The sequence below is a fragment of the Kocuria massiliensis genome, assembly GCF_900169715.1.
Taxonomy (GTDB): Bacteria; Actinomycetota; Actinomycetes; order Actinomycetales; family Micrococcaceae; genus Rothia; species Rothia massiliensis.
The window spans coordinates 831539-853029 of record NZ_LT835161.1 but is presented as its reverse complement, the minus strand read 5'-3'; the positions used below and the strand labels follow the sequence as shown (position 1 = coordinate 853029).

Genomic DNA, 21491 nt, shown 5'->3' with positions numbered 1-21491 from the left:
GTCTATTGCGGTGGATTCAACCGGATGGTGTGCGGTCAAACCCCGATCCAGGTTTCCCCGGAATTCTAGTGAGCCTCCGCGACGGCACCTTGGAGGTACACCGCGAAGAGAAGCGTAAAGACGTAGGCCTGAATTGCCTGGATCAAGAGCTCCAAGAAGAAGAGGAAGATTCCGAAAACGCCGGAGAAGAGCGAGGCTACAATCCCGATACCGCCGACCTGGGTGACCAGGAAGGCCGTCAAGCTGGCGGCGACCATGATGGCCATGTGACCAGCGAACATCGTGGCGAACAGACGCAACGAGTGGGTAATCGGACGAATGATCAAGTTCGAGAGGAACTCGATGGGAATCAGAATGATGTAGAAGACCGGGGGAACTCCGGAAGGCATCGTCATCGCCTTGAAGAAGCCCACGAAACCCTTGGACTTGATGCCGACGGCTACCCAGCAAAGGTACGCAAAGGCTGCCATGAAATAGGCGCTACCTGCGTGGGAAAAGGTCGGCAGCTGAAGGAACGGGATGGAACCCCAGAGGTTGTTGACCAGTACGAAGAAGAAGGAGGCGAAGAGCAGCGGCACGAACGGCTTGAAGTGGTGGACGCCGATGATGTCTTTGCCAATGGAATTGCGAACGAAGCCGTATCCCATTTCGCCCGCGAACTGCATTTTACCGGGGACCATGGCCCGACGGCGGCCTGCGATCATGAAGAACGCCGCCACAACCACGACCGCAAGAAGCATGAGGAGCATCTGCTTGCCGAAGCCGAAGCTACCGACATTGAACAGGTCCGGCAGATGCATGTCCTCGATCGTGGGGGCCTGATAGGCCGCGACGACGTGCCCGGTTTCTCGCAAGGCGTGTCCTTTCCTCAGGAAGGTTGCGTCTTCGAAGCCAGAAGAAAGTTCACGGCCTCGATCAAGTAATCAGTTTATGTGCTTGAGGGAGGTCTAGTGGAACGACGAGTCGTCATCCCGCGGCCGCATATGGAGGTACACCAGGTAAAAACCGGCGAAGGCCCCTATGCCAGCGCCGAGCCACACAATCCAATGTGTCCCCAGCAAGCGATCCAGCCCATAGCCTACCAAACTCCAGAACCCGATTCCGATCACTATGTATAGCAAAATCATGATCGAGCCGGAGAGTCCACCTTGTTGGACGAGATCTCCCGCGTTTCGGAGATCACCCCGGTCGGGTTGTTCTTCGGCTCGGCCAGCTTGATCTGGCCCCTGTTCGGAGGTCACGGGCTGCCCTCTCTCGTTCGTGGCGATGGTCTCCGCCTCTCCTGGTCCGTCTCGAGAGGCTGCAAAAAATAGGGTATCCGGAGTCTCCAGATGACCCACACCTGCGTCCCTAGTGCCGCGACCACACAGGCAACGACGCCGATCAAGGCCCAAGTTCCGCTCCAAGACTCAGGGAATGGGACGACCGTGATGGCCACCAACCCAACGAGCGCTTTGACCACATAGGCGACCAGGAGATAGAACGCCGGATCCGAATTGAGCCTGTGGATCAGTCGCGTCACAATCCAGGTGACACACGTGGACCCCAGCATGAGGCCTGCACCAAAGGCAGCTCCCGGCGTCGCCGAACCCGGCCCCCACGGCAAGGAAATTATGAGGATTATCACCGTGACCACGGCGAGGTTTCCGAGCGTCGCGTCGCACAAGGCGATGACCGGCCGAGTCGTTTGCCGGGGGTGACGCAGCCACACGGGGCGTCTCATGCGGGACGCCTCTTGACGGCCGCGATCAGGCTCGGCAAGGAGAGGTACAACACCACAATGCAGATGACCAAGAACCCCATCCACAAGGTTCCGTCCACCTCAAAGGGAAGCGCCATGACCGTCAGAACCGTCACGGCCACCGTTGCGGCCGTCACCGTCAAGGCAGAGCCGAGGTGGCTCATCCCCAAGTCCGTGAGACGTTGATAAACGTGTTGGCGGTGCGGCTGATACCAGGCTTCTCCCCTATAGATCCGTTTGAGCAAGGTGAAGCCCGAATCCGCCAAGTAAATGACCACCGGCGAGAGAATGTATTCGATGTAGATATTCGACAGGAACGCCCCCACCGCACAGCAGGCAATGGCCCCGCCCAAGAAGTAGGAGCCGGTGTCTCCGAGAAATACCCGTTTGCCCAAGAGGTTCCACGGTAGAAATGCTAAGAATGCCGCGGCGATGGCGGCCCCACAGACCGTGAGCCAGGAAATATTGGTAGCCCAGCCGGCGTAGGAGTACGCCAAGCCCACCACGAGGCCGTGCAGCCCCGAAATTCCGTTGACGCCGTCGATGAAGTTCGCAACGTTGATGTAGCCGGCGATGGCCACGGTTCCGACAGGAATCCACCAAGCGGGTGTCGCCAGGGTGAAGGTGATTCCGGACGACACCGCCAATCCGATGAGCAGTTGGTAGCCGGCCCGCCAGCGAACCGGAAGCCCTCGGTAATCCTCGGCCCACCCCAAAGCCGCACAGAGCGTCATGCCGATCATGACCACCAAGAGTACGGAACGGTCGACCTCGACCAAGCCGCTCGCCCCGGAAATTCCTATGGCTACAAGGGCAGCGATCGCCGTGGCCAGGCCCATCCCTCGAATCGTCGGTGTCGTGTGCGACGACCGATGCCCGGGTATGTCGACGACGCCCCAGCGCGTCAACAACGGTCGGATAACGAGGGGCAAGATCGCGCCAAGGAATAGCGCGATCAGGGCGGGAATGAGGAATTGAGGCCAACCGGGGCCGCTGGATTCGATCATGCGGACTTGTCCCGACGCTCTTGGTCGTCCGTCGCCTCGTGACCCTTGTTCAAGACGACGCTCGGACCTCCGGAACCGTCTGGCGGCGAGACAACCGGAATTTCTTCAGTGGTCGGCATGTTGCCCCGGAGTTTCCATTCGTGACGGTCGAGATTCTCGGGGTCGAGCATGGTCGATTCGGTATGGGAGATCTGAGGGTGCCCCCTGTGCACACCGTGTTCGTCTACGCCAACGAGGTCCTCATGGAGCTTCTCCCCCGGCCGCAAGCCAGTAATCTCAATCTCGATATCCTCGCGACCACTCATGTGGATCAATTGCTGCGCGATGTCATAAATGCGGACCGGCTGACCCATATCCAGGATGAGCACCTCACCGGGCGCACCGATCGCACCCGCCTGAATGACGAGCTGACACGCCTCGGGAATCGTCATGAAGTACCGAGTCGCCTCTCGATCCGTCACGGTGATCGGGCCCCCGCGGCGAATTTGCTCCGTGAATAGCGGCAACATCGAACCTCGGGATCCAAAGACGTTACCGAAACGCACCGATGCGTAGCGCCCGTCGGTGTGATGGCCCATCCACGCCGTCATTTTCTCTGCCATGCGCTTCGAGTGGCCCAGCACCGTCGTCGGATTGGCTGCCTTGTCCGTGGAGACGTTCACGAAAACTTCGACGTCCACCGAAGCGGCCGCTTGCAGAACATTCCTCGAACCCAAGACGTTGGTTTGCCACGCTTCGTTGGGGTATTGCTCCAGAAGCGATACGTGTTTGAGGGCCGCCGCGTGGAAGACGACGTGCGGCCGCCGATGCGCGAAGATGCTCGCCAGAGCCTCAGGGTCTCGGATGTCTGCCAAGACCGTGTCGGGACCATCGAGCAGCCCCCGGCCGGTCATGGAGATTTGAGTCGCCTGAAGGGCGGATTCGTCGCGATCGAGCATGATGAGTTCGGAGGGCGAAAAGTGCTGAATCTGACGGCACAACTCGGAGCCGATCGATCCGCCGGCCCCAGTCACGAGCACGCGCTTGCCCGTGAGGTACTTGGCGATGCCCTCGACGTTGATGTCGACGGCTCGCTGCCCAATGATGTCTTCGAGCCGGATATCCCGGAGGTCCAACCCGTTGCCGGTGGTATTTCCGAACATGTCTTTGAGGGGTGGCGCCGTCAGAATACGCACGTCCATGCCGTCCAACTCTTCATGGACCTGATCCATGAGCGTGGACTTGACGTTGGCCATCGCGATGATCAGGACCCTGGCATTGGATCGACGCATCACGGTTCGCAGTTGGGAGACATTTCCCGCGACGGGCACGGAATTAATGCGCAGATGCTTCTTCGCGGGGTCGTCGTCGATCAGCGCAATCGGCAGATACGGCGAGTCCTTGTCTTGCACCATCTGCGTAATGAGGGTGTTCGCCAAGAAACCGGCGCCGTAGACGACCGCGTGCGGAGCGTGCGCGCTGGGTTTTGATTTTGACTCGACGTACATCCGCTTCAGATACCGCACCGCCGCCATGAAGAGCAGGGCAAAGGGGAACGCGATCATCGGAATCGATCGCGGCATATGCAGCGAGACCCCGAGGAAAAGGAGCATGATCTGCACAATGGCCGTCACGAGGACGGTCACCAGCATGAGGGCCTTGGCCTCGTCAAAACTGCCAAAGCTATAGCGTCCCCGATACAACGCAAAGACGCTGCCCACGAGGAGCTGCGCCACCACGGCAACGACACAAACCAGCACGAGTCCCGGAACATGGACCAGCTTGTAATCCATTTCGTACCGAAGGAAGAGGCTGAGGAGAACGGCGACAACCCAGGAAATGGAGTCCAGGAAAATCTGGGTCCAGATCCATGTGCGGGGCCGCTCGTACCCGGCGTTCGGCTTCGCATCCGACGTCGTACCAATGCTCATGCCTGGTGGAGTCCTTCCTCTGACCCTGCGATATCCGTCTGGCGATCCGCCGCCCCCAAGTCGATCGATGAATCTTTCGAACCACGCCGGGAAATTAATGCACGATACGCACCGATTCGCCAGGCCCTCGGGACGAGACGGTATCCGCCGCGTACCACCACATTACGCGCCCACTGGCCCATTCCGATGAAACCCGAAGCGCGAAGGTGGCTCTGCAATTCGTATTCGCGACGCACGGCGGCGACCCCTCCCCGCCGCTTCCACGTCGGTATCCCGGCTCGATATTTCACCAGAGCCTCATCGAGATTTCCGACGACGGCTCCGTCCCGCATCATTCTGGTCCACAGCCCGTAATCTTCCGCTCCGGGAATGGGCTCGTAACCGCCGGCCGCGCGAACCTGATCGACATCAAAAACCACTGTGGGGTGACAGATGGGGTTTCGAAGGGACGCGACGCGGCGAATGGCGGCCTGGTCAGTTTCAACATGACGTACAGATTGAACCTCAAGCAAGTCTCCGCTCATTTCGAGCATCGCCGAGCCGACGACGTCGTAGGCCCCGGAAGAGACCAGAGGAACCTGACGTTCGAACCGTTGCGGCAAGGAAGCGTCGTCGGCATCGACTCGCGCAACGACCCGGTACGAACAACTCCGAAGCCCAACGTTGAGAGCATTGGCCAGGCCGCCGTTTTCGGCCAAGCGTTGAATGACCACCTCGATGCCGCGGGATCCAGCCTCGGCTTCCAGGGCGTGAAGCTCCTGATCGAGGGCGGGAGCGATGGGACCGTCCACGACCACCACAACCTCGTGAGGGCGGAGGGTTTGTTCCCATGTAGCGGAGGCGAAAGCCGTTCGGAGCGCCTGAGGTTCGTCGCCGTGATAGACCGGCATCAAGACCGAGAAGGCGTCTTCATCTTCAGCTTTAGGTTGAAGTGGTGCCGCGCTTCCTGGAACCGCATGAGACCTCAAACTGTAGATTCCTCGCAGCGCTTGGTCATTCGTGCGAGGAGCCCGCAGGGCGTCACGGATTCCCCGGCCCAAGAGAGCCGCGACGTCCGCCCGCGCGGTCGCTTTCTGAAGGGTCCTGAACCACAGTCGCCCTGTGGCGCCCGCGTAGAGAATTTTCTCCCAAGGAGCCAGGGACTGACTGCGCGTAAAGACCCACAACTTATTGCGGACATCGTTATAAAAGCGTGGCCCGGGATTCGCGTCGGTGGTCCCGAAAGTCTTCGTATGATGCGCCACCACCGAGGTGGGCAACGAGATGGCGTCCCGGAATCGCGCGAGCCGTGTGGAGTACTCGAAATCGTCGTTCCAAATGAAATAGTCGACGATCGGTAGCCCCACCCGGCGCATCGCGGCCGCGTCCATGAGCAGGGATACGAAGGAGCCCGACCGAATGGTTTTGGCGCCTACCGCCGCAGCTCGAGCTTTACGGGCACGAGACGCACCAATTCGCTGAATCATGGAGTTCATCGGATGCTCGCGACCATCAGTCCACACGACGTGGCTAGCAACAAACGCGGGCCTTTCCTCTGGTGCGTCCGCGTAACGTTGCCAGGCCTCCACGGATTCCTCGAGGGTCCCTTCCAATGGCTCGGTGTCGTCGTCCATGACCCACACCAGATCGGCGTCGTGCACGGAGAGCGCACGGTCAATTCCCACGGTGAATCCCCCAGCCCCGCCCGTATTCTGGGGTAGAGCAACCACGTCGAGGGGCAGTGGATAATCGAGGCTCTCCACATAGGAGAGGGTCTGATCCGTCGAGGCGTTGTCGACGAGCACCACCTGGTCGGGGACCTTGCGGCCACCGGCGATTCCCGAAAGGGTCTTCGGCAAGAGATGCACCCGGTTAAAGGTCACGACGACGGCCACAACCTTGGGACTCGGCTGGCTCCCCTGCTCGGGCGTGAGGCTCTGGTGCACAGTTTCCTTTCCCTCGCGCAGGTTGCGCGGCGGTGCTGTTCGTCCATACGTGCCGGATCCTCGAATCGGGAATGGACCGATTCTCTGGTTTTGGTCGGTAAAGTGGACCGGTAGAGTCACGAACTCCGTGACTCAGGAACGGCACCTGACAGTGTACCGGTAGGAGTGCCCCATACGTGGGCCACATGCCGCGTCACCGTCGAGTGGATGAAAGCGAGGAAATATGAGCCAGAGCACGTGGCGAGTACTCGGTGCCACCGGATTTGCCGGATCGGCCATCATGACGCGGCTTCAGCAAGAGGGCATCAACGCTTCCCCCGTGGCCGCGCCTCGACTCGCGACCTCCGCCGAGTCGGCGGGTCAGATCATCTCCGAAGCCCGTCGGTTGGAATCCGTCATCGATTACCTCGCAGATTCCTTTGCGGGAGCCGATGTGGTGGTCAATGCAGCGGGCCTGTCGGCTCCCGATCAGCAGGACCTTACGTCCCTGGTGGGTGCCAACGCTCTGCTTCCTACGGTCGTCGTGGTCGCGGCACAGCGCACGGGTGTGAAGCGCGTCGTCCACCTGAGCTCCGCGGCGGTTCAAGGTTCTCGACCGGTATTGGACGCGAGCGAGTCGACATCCCCCTTCTCCGCGTACTCTTTCTCTAAGGCTTTGGGAGAAGATTGCATCCTCCGTTTGAGAGAATTCATCAATGCCACCGCTCAGGCCGGTGCCGCACCCGGTTCCGCAGCATCAGATTTTCCCCCGGCACCGAGCGCCGCTCCGGCCGTAGTAGGCCCTCATCACGCCGCAGAACTTTGCATTGTTCGCGCGACATCCGTCCAGGGATCCGGCCGTAAAACCACGTCGAATCTGGCTCGCGTATCCGCCTCTCCCCTGGCCATGGTCGCCGGCAGTGGGGATCGCCCCACCCCCGTCACCTCGGTCCATGCTCTAGCGGAGTACGTCGTCTCCGTCGGGTCCTTCGCCGGTGACCTTCCCTCGATCGTCCTCCAACCGTGGGAAGGCGCCACCACGGGATCAGTGGTTCGCGACGCCGGCCGCAAGAACCCACGGCACGTTCCGTCCTTCGCGCTTCGCCTGGGAGTCAAGATGGGCCACCTGATTTCTTCGGCGATGAATGAGAAGCTTCAAGGAGCTGTGCGTCGTGCCGAACTCATGTGGTTTGGCCAAGATCAGGACGACACGTGGGCGACCGAAAATGGGCTCCTCCCCGAACGACGGATCGGCTCCGTCCTCCGTGAAGCCCACACGGCTTCCGGCTCGCGTCGATAGGCGGCGCCCCCCCCCGTGTAGAGGGGCACGTCCCACCAAGAAGGGCCTCTCCGGCACGCGGAGAGGCCCTTCTTTTCTCCCGGAGTCACCGGGCTCAAGCGAAAGGTTGACTTACGATCGTTCGTCGCCGGAGTTAGGGAAAAGCAACGAACGCGCCTCCTCCACGCCCAGCGGGCGAATGTCTTCCTGGCGAGACCGACGTCGGTGATTCTCGGCGGATTCACGGGTGCGCAGTTGATCCACGGAACGGGCTTGATCCACGGAGCCGGAACGATGCGACGTGACCAGACCTTCCTCAACCGAACCTGGCGTGGCGGGTGCCGCATGAGGTCCATTCCCCGGTCCGTCCGCGATCGACTCGGTACGGTCCGGGGACTCCTCTGCAGCTTCCTGCTCCCGTTCCAACTCGTCACGGGTGATCAGGCGCGGCGCAACCTTCCTCAGCGAATCGAGGTCGAGGGCACCTTCTCTCACGACGACCGGACGTTCCCCAGTGAGATCGATGATGGTCGAGGGGACGGCCTCGGCCTCCGTGGCGACCTCAGCGCGTCCGATCGGACGGACGCCGTCGTCGACAATGAGCTCCACCCGATCGCCGAGTTGCGCCACTGCCTCGTCTGCGTTCGTAGCCGCGGCCTGGCCCGTGCGGTTGGCCGAAGAAACGGCCAAGGGGCCGGTTCGACGCAGGATCTCACGGGTTAGATCGTCGTCGGGGACACGCAATGCGACGGTCCCGTGGGTCTCCCCGAGGTCCCAGTTCAATGACGGCTGCGAATACACGATGAGCGTCAGGGCACCCGGCCAAAAGGCTTCGGCGAGGGCCTCGGTATCCGCATTGAGTTCATCGGCCAGCCCTGGCAGCACACTCGCATCGGAGATCAAGACGGGAGGAGGCATCTGCCGGGACCTACCCTTGGCATTGAGCAGTTGTTGCACTCCCCCTCGCGAAAAGGCATCTGCCGCTATGCCATACACGGTGTCCGTGGGTATCACCGCGGTTCGACCGTCCAAGACGGCCTTCTCGACGGCGCTTACGGCGGTCTCGCGCTCCTCGTCGGTCTCTACGGTGTACACGGTTGCGTTCACAGTCGATGCGTCTTTCGTTGCGTTGCGGATAGTGCGTGGGCCCTGTGGCGATGTCATGTCCCAGCGTAGCCCTTGGTAGCCCGAGGCCGCCCGGTCAGGTCTGGAATCGTCTCGATGGATTCGAAACCGGCGGCGGCCAGAACCTCGCTGGCGGATTCCTTTTGTACCTCGGCGTGTTCCATCACGAGCAGTCCGCCCGGTTTCAGCAATTGCGCGGCTCGACGGACAAAAGTCTCGGGAATGGCCATGCCGTCCTCCGAGCCGCCATAGAGCGCCATCTCCGGGTCATGCTCTGCGACCTCGGGGTCTTTCGGTGTCGCGGAGGTCGGGATGTACGGCGGATTGGTGATGACGGCATCGACGCGGCACTCCCACCCGGGCAGTGCTTGGGCAGCATCTCCATGGAGGATCTCCACGCGCTCGGCTGCCTCCGGAGTACCGGCCTCCGTGAATGCCGTCGTCGCGTTGCGACGGGCCCACGCGAGGGCCGTTTCCGAAAGCTCCACTCCGAAAACCTTACATCCCGGATTTTCGAACGCGGCCGACAGCGCCAGCGCGCCCGATCCCGTTCCAAGGTCCACGACGACGGCCTCCTGGTCCGGGCTGAGGGAACCGAGATAGCCGTTGAGGTGCTCGATCAGCAGCTCTGTTTCGGGCCGAGGGATGAAAACCCCCGGGCCCACAGACAGCGTCAGATGACGAAAAGGTGCTTTTCCGGTCAGATGCTGAAGAGGAACTCGCCCCTCCCGTTCACGGACCAGATCCTCAAAAAAGCTTGGAGCGCTGGTTCGTCCCGTCAAGGCACGGGTGGCGACTTCACCCCGAGTGAGTTCGGGACCCGACGGCTCTCTGAGAGCATGGGCCGCCAAGAGTTCCGCCTCGGCTCGGGCAGATGCGATTCCCGCCTCTTCCAACCGGCGGGTCGCCATCCGGATCGCTTGGTCCAGGGGCAAACCTGCCACCTGACGGCCCGGCTCCGTGCCCGAAGCAACTGCTGGACGATTCCTCGACACGGGCTACTCAGAGTCGTCGCCCAGCGCGGCGAGACGGTGTTCTTCATCCATGTGGATCGCGGATTGAACCACGGCCTCGAGGTCGCCGCCCATCACCGTTTCGAGGTTATAAGCCTTGTACCCAGTACGGTGATCGGCAATCCGATTTTCGGGGAAATTATAGGTACGGATGCGCTCAGAGCGATCCATTGTCTTGACCTGCGACTTACGGTGTTCCGCGGCCTCAGCATCCAACTGCTCTTGCTGATGCGCCAGGAGTCGGGCACGCAGCACGCGCATTGCTGCCTCGCGGTTCTGCAGCTGCGACTTTTCGTTCTGCATGGCCACAACAATTCCGGTCGGCAAGTGGGTAATGCGCACGGCGGAGTCGGTGGTATTGACCGACTGTCCTCCCGGTCCGGAGGAACGATAGACATCGATTTTCAGGTCGTTCTGGCTGATCTCGATCTCTTCCGGCTCATCGACCTCGGGGAAAACCAAGACGCCGGCAGCCGACGTGTGAATGCGGCCTTGAGACTCCGTGACCGGAACGCGCTGCACGCGGTGCACGCCGCCTTCGTATTTGAGGTGAGCCCAAACACCCTCGGCCGGATCATTCGAATTACCCTTAACCGCCATCTGGACGTCTTTATAGCCACCCAAATCAGACTCGGTGGAGGAGATAATCTCTGTCTTCCATCCTTTGTGCTCGGCGTAGCGCGCGTACATCCGCAACAGATCGCCAGCGAAGAGGGCAGACTCATCACCGCCCTCACCGGCCTTAACTTCCAAGATGACGTTACGTCCGTCGTCGGGATCACGGGGAATCAGCAGACGACGCAGTCGCTCTTCGGCCGCCGAGAGGGACTCTTCCAGGCCGGGAATTTCGGCGGCGAAGTCGCTGTCTTCTTCGGCCATTTCCCGGGCCGCTTCCAAATCGCCTTCCAAGCCCCGGACCCGACGATAGGCTTCAACGATGCCATTGAGCTCCGAATAGCGGCGACCGAGCTTGCGGGCCTTCGCCTGGTCGGCGTGTACCGCGGGATCGGCGAGTTGCTCTTGCAATGCTTGATGCTCGTCGAGCAGGGAATGGATGGAATCGAACATGAGGTCCTCGGTGATCGTCAGTTGCGGGGTGTGGCCTCCAGTATTTCATCCTCCAGCGCGGCCACGGCACTCGGACGACAAAAGCCGGCGCCCGGTCCACCGGGGTGGAACGGGCGCCGGCTCAAGCCTGCTAGTCGTCAGACTTGGAGCCCAACGTGGTCTTCTGAACCTGCAACAGGAACTGCACGTTGGTCGGGGTGTCACGCAACTTGCTGGTGAGCACCTCGAGAGCCTGCTGCTGGTCGAGACCGGCGAGCACGCGACGCAGTCGCCACATGATCTTGATCTCGTCCTGTGACAACAAGTTCTCTTCGCGGCGGGTGCCGGACTCGTTGACGTCCACGGCCGGGAAAATCCGCTTGTCGGCAAGCTGACGGGACAGACGCAACTCCATGTTGCCGGTTCCCTTGAACTCTTCGAAGATCACTTCGTCCATCTTCGAGCCAGTCTCCACCAGAGCCGTCGCGAGGATCGTCAAGGAGCCGCCCTCTTCGATATTGCGAGCGGCACCGAAGAATCGCTTGGGCGGGTAGAGAGCCGCAGAGTCCACGCCACCGCTCAGAATGCGGCCGGAAGCGGGAGCAGCCAAGTTGTACGCACGACCCAGGCGAGTCATCGAGTCCAAGAGGACGACGACGTCGTGCCCCATTTCGACGAGTCGCTTGGCACGCTCGATCGCCAATTCCGCGACGGTCGTGTGGTCGTCTGCCGGGCGATCGAAGGTCGAGGCAATAACCTCGCCGTTGACCGTGCGCTGCATGTCGGTCACTTCTTCGGGACGCTCGTCCACCAAAACCATCATGAGGTGAACTTCAGGGTTGTTCGTGGTGATCGCGTTGGCGATGGACTGAAGCATCAGCGTCTTACCCGCCTTGGGCGGCGAGACGATGAGACCACGCTGTCCCTTACCGATCGGGGCCACGAGGTCGACCACGCGAGGTCCGATGCGCTTCTGTTCCGTCTCGAGGCGAAGACGCTCGTTCGGGTAAAGCGGCGTGAGTTTGTTGAACTCCACGCGGTCGTTGAGCTCTTCGACCTTCTTACCGTTAACGCTGGTCAGCTGGACCAGTGCGTTGAACTTCTGGCGGGAGTTGTTCTGGTTCTCTCCCTCACGCGGCGCCCGGATGGCACCGACGACGGCGTCACCCTTACGCAGATGATTCTTCTTGACCTGCGCCAGCGAAACGTAAACATCATTGGGGCCGGGAAGGTAACCGGAGGTCCGGACGAACGCGTAGTTGTCCAGCACATCCAAGATGCCGGCGACGGGCAGCAGAACGTCGTCCTCGGTGACCTCGGTGTCGTCGACCTCTGGGCCATTATTGCGGCCGCGGCGACGGTCACGACGATCGTTCCGGTTGCGGTTGCGGCGATTGCGGCCACCCTTGCGGTTGTCGTCATCGTCCGGGCCGTTGTTATTGCCCTTATTCCGGTTATTACGACGGTCGTTATTCTTGCCGTCGTTATTCTTACCGTCGTTGGAATTCTTGCCGTCGTTATTCTGACGGGAATCGTTCTGACGGTTGCCATCCTCAGACTGGTGGTCTTTCGACTTATTCCGTCCGCGACGATTGCGGTCGTTCGAACCTTTCTCCTCACCATTGGAGGAGTCTTGGTCTTGCCCGCCCTGTTTGGAGCCGCGCTGATCATTGCGCTTGCCGCGCTCCTGATCCTGCTGATTTCCGTCAGTCTGGCCTTGGTTCGAGGAGGACTGCTCCTCATGGTTCTGGGAGTTCCCCGCGTTCTGAGGGGCGTCCTTCTCCGGTGCAGAATCCGAGGTCACACGACGTGAACGCGAGCGCTTCGGGCGTTCGGACGAAGTATTGTCGGACGAGTTCTTGCTCTCCGCCGAAGCTTCCTGCGGAGAAGAATCTTGGTTCTTCTGCTCCGAGTTCTTCTTGTCACGGTCGGCGACGGACGAACCACGCTGGTGAGCCGAAATGGCTTCCACCAGGGCAGATTTACGCATCCGACGAGCACCGACGATCCCCAATTGCGAAGCGAGCGATTGAAGCTGCGCAAGCTTGAGCGCGCTCAGGCCGCTTTTGCCCTTATTGTCGCTCTGAGTCGCCTGATCATTATTGCTGGTGTTCTGAGTTTCTTGAGACTCGGCACGATGGCGAGTCTGTTCAGCCGAATCGTTGGCCGGCTGGTCCGCACCCGATAGGTCGGTCGATACGGTCACGAAGGATCCTTCCCCCTCGACATGGCTTGGCCTTCTGAAGCACAAGCCGAATATTAATGGTCTGCACACACCGCCAGAATTGACGCGATGCGCACGCAATTCACGCGCCAGATAGCACGCAAATCAACGACGCGGCTCTGCCCTCATTACCCGGAAAACTTCTCTACGTCAGTTCACCGTGGCATTTCTTTGTCGTGAGCACACCCGGTCCGCGACCGAGACACGCTCATGGCGACAACATCAAAACTGAGGGGCGTGATGTGAACGCGTCCACCCGCCAGAGCGGCGGGCTTTCTTCATCCGATCTGATGAACTCAGCCATCACATGACGGGGAGTTCGATCGGCAAACCTCGCAACCTCAAAAGTCAGACGGGTTTGTTGTGCTCAACTATAACACCGTTCCGGTCAACGGTCAGCCTTTCGACATTCCACGTGATGTCTTGGTCGTCGGCCTGATCAAGATCGCCGGAGTTCAACGCCTCTATGGCAGCCACGATGCGCTTCGATTCCTCCTCGCTTCCGGCCAACGCCAAAACCGTAGGACCGGCTCCCGAAATGATGGCGGCATGTCCACGCCCACGGAGATGAGCCACGAGTGATGCACTCGGCACCATCGCGCTGGCACGATACTGCTGGTGGAGGTGGTCCTCGGTACCGGCAAAGAGCTCTTCCGGAGCGTCCTTCATCGCGTGGACTAGCAGCGCGGCCCGGCCGGAATTGATAGATGCTTCCCGGTGAGGGACGGTCTCGGGGATGAGCCCCCGGGCGATGCGCGTGGGAACCTCGTAGTCGGGCACGGCGACGACGGGGATGATCTTCTCGTTGACCGTCACCGGCACCGAATGGAATCCGTCAGCGCTCGAGTATGAGATGACCAATCCCCCATACAACGACGGGGCGACATTGTCCGGGTGACCTTCCATCTGTGAGCACACCTGCAATACCGCGTTGTCCGAGAGGCGAACCTCTTCCGGAACCATTGCGTTCGCCGCCACGACCCCGGCGACAATGGCCGAAGCGGACGATCCCATGCCTCGCGAATGAGGGATGCGCTGGTGGGCCGTGATGCGGAGGCCAGGCAATTCCAACAATCCGATGGCCCGCCACGCAGTTCGCATGGCACGAACAACCAGGTGATCTTCGGTTCGCGGAACGTCGTCGCTACCTTCACCGCTGAGGTCAAAGCTCAACGGTTCCTCGGTGCGTTCAACCGTGATTTCGTCATAACGGCCCAACGCCAATCCGAGGCTGTCGTACCCGGGTCCCACGTTCCCCGTCGACGCGGGGACCCGAACACTCACGGTAGTTCCGATCGGAATTAAATCTGGCCCGTAGGAGGCGGCAGATTCTCCATCGATCAGGCGTGTATTGCTCATACAGGCCGCCTTACTCGAGGCCTAGGGCGTCGGCGACCGAAACGACGTCGAAGTCCACCGTCTTCGGTTCCACGTCTGCGCCGTCGGCACCCTTGAGAGCCCACTGCGGGTCCTTCAGGCCATGGCCGGTCACCGTAATCACGATTGTCTTACCTTGAGGCGCTTCACCTGCTCGGTGCTTTTTCAACAGGCCGGCCACGCCAGCGGCGGAGGCGGGCTCCACGAAGACCCCCTCTTGCGAGGAGAGCCAACGGTGAGCTTCAAGGATTTCCTCATCAGTGACGGACTCGATCAGTCCGCCCGACTCGTCTCTGGCAGCAACGGCCTGGTCCCACGACGCAGGATTTCCGATCCGAATCGCGGTCGCGATCGTGTCCGGCTCAGACACCGGATGCCCTTGAACGATGGGTGCGGCACCGGCGGCCTGGAATCCCCACATAGCCGGCGTCGTGGTCGAGACGGCGGGCAGCGTCTCTCCGGCATCGTTCACGTACGGCGCCGAATATTCCTGATAGCCCTTCCAGTAGGCCGTGATATTTCCGGCGTTTCCGACCGGCAAGAGGTGATAGTCGGGCGCATCTCCCAAGACATCGACGACCTCGAAGGCCCCGGTCTTCTGGCCCTCGATGCGTGCCGGATTCACGGAATTGACGAGGAACACCGGGTAATTCTCGGCGAGCTTGCGGGCCACCTCGAGGCAATTGTCAAAGTTGCCGTTGACCTGGAGGAGCTCGGCGCCATGAGCGATGGCCTGGGATAGCTTGCCCATGGCGATCTTGCCTTCGGGCACCAAAACGGCACACGTGAGCCCGGCCTGAGTCGCGTAAGCTGCCGCCGACGCAGAGGTATTGCCCGTGGATGCGCACACGACAGCCTTCGCGCCTTGCTCCTTGGCCGCGGTGATCGCCATCGTCATCCCGCGGTCCTTGAAGGAGCCGGTGGGGTTCATGCCTTCGAACTTGATGTAGACCTCGTTGCCGGTGTGCTCCGAGAGTTTGGGGGCATGGATCAGCGGGGTTCCGCCCTCCCCCAGGGTCACAATGTTCTTCGCGTCCGAGACCGGCAAACGGTCGATGTACTCGTTGATGACGCCTCGCCAGACGTGTGCCATGGGTTTCCTCACGTTCGGGTGGCCGGAAGGATTGCCGGCCGGTAATTGATGGTGTACTTAGCCTTCGACCTGGATGACCGATGCGACGTCGAAAACAGCAGACAAGCTGCTCAGCTCGTCGATGGTGGACTTCAGCTTTTGGTCGCTGGTCTTGTGGGTCACAATTCGGATCGTTGCATCGGCGCCCTCGACGTCTTCTCGCTCCCGATGCTTGGTTTGGTGCATCGTTTCGATCGAGACGCCGTTCTCAGCAAACTTGTTGGCGATGCCCGCGAGCACACCGAGCTGGTCTTTAACGAGCAGGCCAACCGTGTAACGGGACACCACGTTGGACAACGATGTGGCCTGAAGTCCGCGATAGGAGTAGTCCGGAACTCCCGGACCGCCCAGGACGCCGCGCCGTGCGAGGGATACGAAGTCGCCCATGACGGCCGACGCCGTGGGTGCTCCACCCGCGCCCGGTCCGTAAAACATGAGTTCACCGGCATCGCGCGACTCCACGAAAACCGCGTTGTAGGCATCTCGGACGCTCGCGAGAGGGTGTGTGCGCGGAATCAGAGTCGGGTTCACCCTGATGTTGACGCCCTCGCCGTCGCGCTCACACACGGAGAGCAACTTGATCACGTAACCGTCGTTCTTGGCCGCTGCGACGTCGTCGGCCGTGATCTCAGAAATGCCCGTGCAGTGCACGTCATCGATGTGGAATTCCGAGTGAAAGGCCAGCGATGCGACGATCGCGGCCTTGGCAGCGGCATCGTGCCCCTCGATATCCGCGGTCGGGTCGGCTTCGGCATAACCGAGCTTCTGGGCTTCGGCGAGGACCTCATCGAAGGCGGCACCGTGGGAGTCCATCGCGTCGAGCATGAAGTTGGTGGTGCCATTCATGATTCCCAAGACCCGGGTGACGTGGTCGCCCGCCAGCGAATCGCGCAAAGGGCGCAGGATCGGAATGGCGCCGGCCACGGCGGCCTCAAAGGAGAATTGCGCTCCGGACTCTCGCGCCGCGGCCATTAATTCTGCGCCGTGCGCGGCAATCAACGCCTTATTCCCAGAAACAACGTGTTTACCGGCGTTCAATGCTCGGAGGATGCGGGTACGAGCCGGCTCCATGCCACCCGTCAATTCGATGACGACGTCGGCCCGGTCGATCAAGGAGTCAGCATCCGTGGTGTACAGGGAAGTGTCGGCCTGATAATCCCGGGGCGCGTCCAGAGACCGTACGGCGATGCCGATGAGCTCTGGCACTCCACCAATCCGCTCGGTGAGGTCGTTGCGGTCTTCCGTGAGGATCCGCGCCACCTGCGAGCCCACGGTTCCAGCGCCCAGGAGGGCAACCTTAAGGGTCGGTTTGGTCATGAATTCTCCTTGATGTTTCCGGTACCGGATTTATAAACCGGCGTCCCGTGCGAAAAGATCTGCCTCGGTCTCGCCACGAACGATCACCCGAGGATCGCTCTGCGCAGACGTAGCCACGACTCCCGGTCGCGGCAGATAGTTGTAGTTGCTGGATAACGCCCAGCAATATGCTCCAGTGGCCGCCACGGCAAGGATGTCGCCGGAGCGGAGGTCGGCCGGGAGGTAGCAATATCGAACGACGATGTCCCCGGATTCACAGTGCTTACCCACGACCCGGGACAATACCTGGGGTCCGTCAGGAGCCCGATTCGCCAAGGTCACGGTGTAATCCGCGTCGTAGAGAACCGGTCGGGCGTTATCCGACATTCCGCCGTCCACCGAGACGTAACGTCGCACCTGAGTTTGACCGTCCGGTGAATCGACGGCGACGTCCTTGAGGGTGCCCACGGTGTATAGCGTCGCCCCGGCCGGTCCGGTGAGGGCTCGTCCGGGTTCGATGGATACGTGCGGTATCTTCAGGTCGAGTTCTGCGCACACCGTTGAGATGACGCGCGCAAGGTCAGAGGCGATCTCTCCCGGAGGGCGCGGTGTGTCACCGGCGATGTATCCAATGCCGTAGCCGCCCCCGATGTCCAGTTCCGGGATGCTCTGGCCGATGCGGCGGCTGACATCGGCGATGAAACGCAAGACGCGTTCGGCCGCCACACCGAATCCTTCGGCCTCAAAGATCTGAGAACCAATGTGGCAGTGGAATCCGCGCAGGCTGATGCCATCGAGTGACCCGGAGAGCACTGCCGCCAGCATGGCTGCCGAATCCGAGCCGGAGAGCTGCAACCGTGTCCACAGTTCCTCCCCGACCGCGTCGCGGGCGAGTTCCGCGGTACCAGCGGCTAGCGAGACCCCAAATTTTTGGTCTTCATGGGCCGTAGCAATGAAATCGTGCGTTTCCGCGTGCACGCCAGGCGTCACACGGATCATCACCGGAGCTGTGACACCGAGGGCGCGAGCTTCACGGTCGATGAGGAACAATTCGGGGACGGAATCGGCGACGATGCGGCCGACTCCTTCCGCGAGAGCCCGGCGGATTTCTGCGGACGATTTATTGTTCCCGTGGAGAGCGATTCGTTCGGCCGGCATACCGGCGGCCAAACCCAAGGCAAGTTCACCGCCCGACGCCGTATCCAAGTTGAGCCCTTCTTCTCGGGCCCATCGAGCGACCGATGCACAGAGGAACGCTTTGCCGGCGTAATACACCGAAACTTCGGCGTCGTGCTGGCCAAAGGCCTCTTCGAAGGCCTCACGGTATTCACGGGACCGGCTCCGGAAGGTGTCCTCCGAATACACATACGTCGGCGTGCCAAAGTCTCGAACCAAGTCAGAGACCAGGTGACCGTCGATGGACAGTTCCCCCGAGTCTTCGCGCTGGTAAGAGGGTGTCCAGATGGCGGGGTCAAGGGCCGCGGATTCCGAAGGCACGGTCAGCCAATCCGGAATAAGAGTCCCCTCCGTGTTGCCCATCTACATCCTCTCCGGGGCGCTGACGCCCAGCAGGTCGAGCCCGTTGGCCAGGACCTGGGTCGTGGCATCGTTGAGGGCCAGGCGGGTTCGGTGCGTGTCGGTGATCTCTTCATCGCCCTTCGGTGCCACACGGCACGAGTCGTACCAGCGATGGTAAGCGCCAGCGAGGCGCTCCAAGTACCGGGCAACGCGATGCGGCTCGCGCAGCTCGGCGGACTCGAGCACGACGCCCGGGAATTGCCCCAAAACCGCAAGGAGGTCCTCGTCCGCGGCCGAGTCAAGGAACGCGGCAGCGAAGGATTCTGCGGTACGCTCCACTCCGGCGTCTGCGGCGTTGCGAGCCACGGCACAGGTTCGCGCATGGGCATATTGCACGTAAAAGACTGGGTTCTCGTTGGACCTCTTGGTGAGCACATCCAGGTCGATGTCGATATTGGAATCCACCGAGAACCTGGTCAGTGAGTACCGGGCCGCGTCGACGCCAACGATGTCCACGAGGTCCTCGAGGGTGACCACGGTCCCGGCACGCTTGGACATACGGACGGCCTGTCCGTCACGCACCAGATTAACCATTTGCCCGATCATGACCTCGACGGCGTCAGGGTCGTCACCAATGGCCGCGGCCGCAGCCTTGAGGCGAGCGATGTAGCCGTGGTGGTCGGCGCCCAACATATAAATGGCAAGGTCCGCACCTCGGCGGCGCTTATCCGCGATGTACGCGATGTCTCCGGCGATGTAGGCCGCATTGCCGTCGGACTTGATGACCACGCGGTCCTTGTCATCGCCGTAGTCGGTCGAGCGCAACCACCAGGCGCCGTCGGCAAAGTACAAACGGTCGCTGCCCTTGAGCTCCTCAAGAACCTGCTCGACTGCTCCAGACTCGAACAGCGAGTTCTCATGGAAGTACACGTCGAAGTCCACGCCGAATTCGTGGAGAGACGTCTTGATCTCTTCGAACATCATCTCGACGCCGAGAGAGCGGAAAACTTCCTGCGGATCATCGGATTCGAGAGCGTCCGGCCGTTGGCTTAAGACGCGACGCGCGATCTCCCCAATGTATGCGCCGCCATAACCGTCCTCCGGGGTTCCTTCGCCGCGGGCGTCCGCCAGCAAAGACTTGGAGAACCTATCGATCTGGGTGCCATGATCGTTGAAGTAGTACTCCCGTGTCACCTGGGCACCATTCGCGGAAAGGATCCGAGCCAAGGAGTCGCCCACGGCCGCCCAACGCGTCCCGCCCAAGTGAATCGGGCCGGTCGGGTTGGCCGAGACAAACTCCAGGTTGATGTGTCTTCCGGCCAGTTTCTCGGAACGGCCGTATGCGGCTCCAGCCTCAAGAATGGCCTGGGCCAGAATTCCCGCGGCCGCGGCGTCGAGGACAATATTGAGGAACCCTGGTCCAGCAATGTCCACCGCGGAGACGCCGTCGATGGCCTCAATCCGCGCGGCGAGGGCCTGCGCTACCTCCCGGGGGTTTTTGCCGACCTTTTTGCCGAGTTGAAGTGCAATGTTGGTCGCCCAATCACCGTGTTGCCGGTTTTTAGGTCGCTCAACTTTCACCTCGGGCATCGACTGACCGTCAGCGAGAACGAGTTCGCCTTCTGCTATCGCCTGATCGAGGCATTCGGAAATTGCTGTGGAAAGTTCTTCGGGAGTCACCGGGCCAGTCTACAAGGAGTCGACCGATGACTCCGCTCATGACATCCTCGGTAACGGGCGCTACACGCGCCGTCACGTGAATCCTCAGGCCAGTCCTTGCCTCGTGATTCGAGACGGATGACGCATCGAGCTCGTTTGGGATCGCGCGGCACTTTCCTGCTACGCTATGAGGCGTTGCCCTCGTAGCTCAGTGGATAGAGCGCTTGCCTCCGGAGCAAGAAGTCGTAGGTTCGAATCCTATCGAGGGCACTTTTCGACCCCGCTTCGCCACTTGGGCGGCGGGGTCTTCTGCTATCCATTAGCCTCGCGAAGGACGGTGTCATGATCAGCGGTTACTACGGCGACCTCGCCGACCCGGACCGTTCCTTCGACCTCTATCCGCCCGCGAAGCGCACTTCCGATCTCGCTCCCCTCCTCATCCATGTGCACGGAGGCGCCTGGAGGTTCGGAGACAAGTCGTCTCTCCGCTTTTCGGAAAACGGCCAACACAAGATTCGCGAGCGATTTCAAGCGGCAGGATTTGCGGTGGCTTCTATCAACTACCGACTCACGGGCAGAGCTCGATTCCCGGAACCGCTCCATGACCTCAAACAAGCGATACGGCATTTTCGAGGACATGCCACTGACTACGGAATCGATCCTCGAAGTATTGCCCTTTCTGGAGCCTCGGCGGGCGGGCATCTCGTCCAACTCGCTGCTGCAACGGGTGACTCCGGCCAAACGTACCTCGAAGGCCCGGGTGACAGTAGCGCCTCGTCCATGGTTAATTGCGCCGTCAGCTTTTATGGCGTGAGCGATTTGAGGACCATATTCGACGATCGTGTGGCCTGCGGTCTTCCCTTCCATCATCCCGACGACGACGGCGCCGAGCGTCGCCTACTCGGGTCAACTTTTCCACCGCCATCGGACACCGCCGCGGAGATCGCTTGGTCACGGGCGCACCCGGTGGATTACGCCCGTTCGGCGACGCTGTCTCCTTCTCACCGTCCCGTCTTCTACCTTCATGGCGATGCCGACGGCTGCGTTCCCTGGAACCAATCGACCACTCCCCACGCGGCCCTGCGTTCCCGAGGGATCTCCACGGCGTTGGAGATCGTTCCCGAAGCGGACCACTCCGATGCCACCATTTATGGCGACGCGGCGCGCCTGGCCCGCGTCCTTTCCTGGGTCGAGCGACAGCTGTCTGGTCCCTCACCCTCGTGACCCGACCGTGGCGTCTGGCCGGTGCCCCGTAGAAT

17 protein-coding genes and 1 tRNA gene are annotated in these 21491 nt (G+C 61.2%); 3 read left to right on the top strand and 15 right to left on the bottom strand.

Features of this window, described 5'->3' with window-relative positions:
- Positions 1-65: 65 nt before the first annotated feature.
- From atpB to B9Y51_RS08095, 6 genes are all read right to left on the bottom strand, one after another.
- Positions 66-800, bottom strand: coding sequence for a F0F1 ATP synthase subunit A (gene atpB / locus B9Y51_RS08120; protein ID WP_085529722.1), 735 nt, complete (start codon positions 798-800; stop codon positions 66-68).
- 147 nt (positions 801-947) lie between these two features.
- Positions 948-1241, bottom strand: a complete 294-nt coding sequence (locus B9Y51_RS08115; RefSeq protein WP_048680210.1) for an AtpZ/AtpI family protein — start codon at positions 1239-1241, stop codon at positions 948-950.
- Positions 1238-1723 (bottom strand): hypothetical protein, encoded by a 486-nt coding sequence (locus B9Y51_RS08110; RefSeq protein WP_126855646.1) that lies wholly within the window; start codon positions 1721-1723, stop codon positions 1238-1240. Before B9Y51_RS08110 ends, B9Y51_RS08115 begins: the two co-directional genes overlap by 4 nt.
- Positions 1720-2748, bottom strand: a complete 1029-nt coding sequence (locus tag B9Y51_RS08105) for an MraY family glycosyltransferase (protein ID WP_048680216.1) — start codon at positions 2746-2748, stop codon at positions 1720-1722. Before B9Y51_RS08105 ends, B9Y51_RS08110 begins: the two co-directional genes overlap by 4 nt.
- Positions 2745-4658, bottom strand: coding sequence for a polysaccharide biosynthesis protein (locus B9Y51_RS08100; protein ID WP_065424255.1), 1914 nt, complete (start codon positions 4656-4658; stop codon positions 2745-2747). Before B9Y51_RS08100 ends, B9Y51_RS08105 begins: the two co-directional genes overlap by 4 nt.
- The gene (locus B9Y51_RS08095) at positions 4655-6583 is read right to left on the bottom strand and encodes a glycosyltransferase (protein WP_085529370.1); all 1929 of its coding nucleotides are present in this window, start codon (positions 6581-6583) and stop codon (positions 4655-4657) included. The genes B9Y51_RS08100 and B9Y51_RS08095 overlap by 4 nt, the downstream gene beginning before the upstream one ends.
- A 223-nt stretch (positions 6584-6806) precedes the next feature.
- On the opposite strand from B9Y51_RS08095, the gene B9Y51_RS08090 reads away from it, so the two are divergent.
- Positions 6807-7862, top strand: coding sequence for an NAD-dependent epimerase/dehydratase family protein (locus B9Y51_RS08090; RefSeq protein WP_085529369.1), 1056 nt, complete (start codon positions 6807-6809; stop codon positions 7860-7862).
- A 111-nt stretch (positions 7863-7973) separates the two neighbouring features.
- On the opposite strand, the gene B9Y51_RS08085 is transcribed toward B9Y51_RS08090, so the two are convergent.
- The 9 genes from B9Y51_RS08085 to argS form a co-directional block, all read right to left on the bottom strand.
- Positions 7974-8948 carry an L-threonylcarbamoyladenylate synthase gene (locus B9Y51_RS08085; RefSeq protein WP_245826117.1) on the bottom strand — a complete coding sequence of 325 codons (975 nt, stop codon included), beginning with the start codon at positions 8946-8948 and terminating at the stop codon, positions 7974-7976.
- 53 nt (positions 8949-9001) lie between these two features.
- Positions 9002-9961, bottom strand: a complete 960-nt coding sequence (prmC, locus tag B9Y51_RS08080; RefSeq protein ID WP_245826115.1) for a peptide chain release factor N(5)-glutamine methyltransferase — start codon at positions 9959-9961, stop codon at positions 9002-9004.
- Positions 9962-9964: 3 nt separating this feature from the next.
- Positions 9965-11047, bottom strand: a complete 1083-nt coding sequence (gene prfA, locus B9Y51_RS08075) for a peptide chain release factor 1 (RefSeq protein WP_085529367.1) — start codon at positions 11045-11047, stop codon at positions 9965-9967.
- Between the two features lie 130 nt (positions 11048-11177).
- A complete protein-coding gene (rho, locus tag B9Y51_RS08070; protein WP_085529366.1) occupies positions 11178-13232 on the bottom strand; it encodes a transcription termination factor Rho in 2055 nt (684 codons plus the stop codon).
- A 366-nt stretch (positions 13233-13598) separates the two neighbouring features.
- The gene (thrB, locus tag B9Y51_RS08065; RefSeq protein WP_048680226.1) at positions 13599-14609 is read right to left on the bottom strand and encodes a homoserine kinase; all 1011 of its coding nucleotides are present in this window, start codon (positions 14607-14609) and stop codon (positions 13599-13601) included.
- 10 nt (positions 14610-14619) lie between these two features.
- Positions 14620-15720: a threonine synthase gene (thrC, locus tag B9Y51_RS08060; protein WP_048680229.1), complete on the bottom strand. Its 1101-nt coding sequence runs from the start codon at positions 15718-15720 to the stop codon at positions 14620-14622.
- 57 nt (positions 15721-15777) lie between these two features.
- Positions 15778-17076, bottom strand: a complete 1299-nt coding sequence (locus B9Y51_RS08055) for a homoserine dehydrogenase (protein WP_085529365.1) — start codon at positions 17074-17076, stop codon at positions 15778-15780.
- Between the two features lie 30 nt (positions 17077-17106).
- Positions 17107-18594: a diaminopimelate decarboxylase family protein gene (locus B9Y51_RS08050; RefSeq protein ID WP_085529364.1), complete on the bottom strand. Its 1488-nt coding sequence runs from the start codon at positions 18592-18594 to the stop codon at positions 17107-17109.
- Positions 18595-20253: an arginine--tRNA ligase gene (argS, locus tag B9Y51_RS08045; RefSeq protein WP_085529363.1), complete on the bottom strand. Its 1659-nt coding sequence runs from the start codon at positions 20251-20253 to the stop codon at positions 18595-18597.
- Positions 20254-20429: 176 nt separating this feature from the next.
- On the opposite strand from argS, the gene B9Y51_RS08040 reads away from it, so the two are divergent.
- A tRNA-Arg gene (locus B9Y51_RS08040) sits at positions 20430-20502 on the top strand.
- Positions 20503-20574: 72 nt separating this feature from the next.
- Positions 20575-21456 (top strand): alpha/beta hydrolase, encoded by an 882-nt coding sequence (locus tag B9Y51_RS08035; RefSeq protein WP_085529362.1) that lies wholly within the window; start codon positions 20575-20577, stop codon positions 21454-21456.
- The last annotated feature ends 35 nt before the right edge of the window (positions 21457-21491 follow it).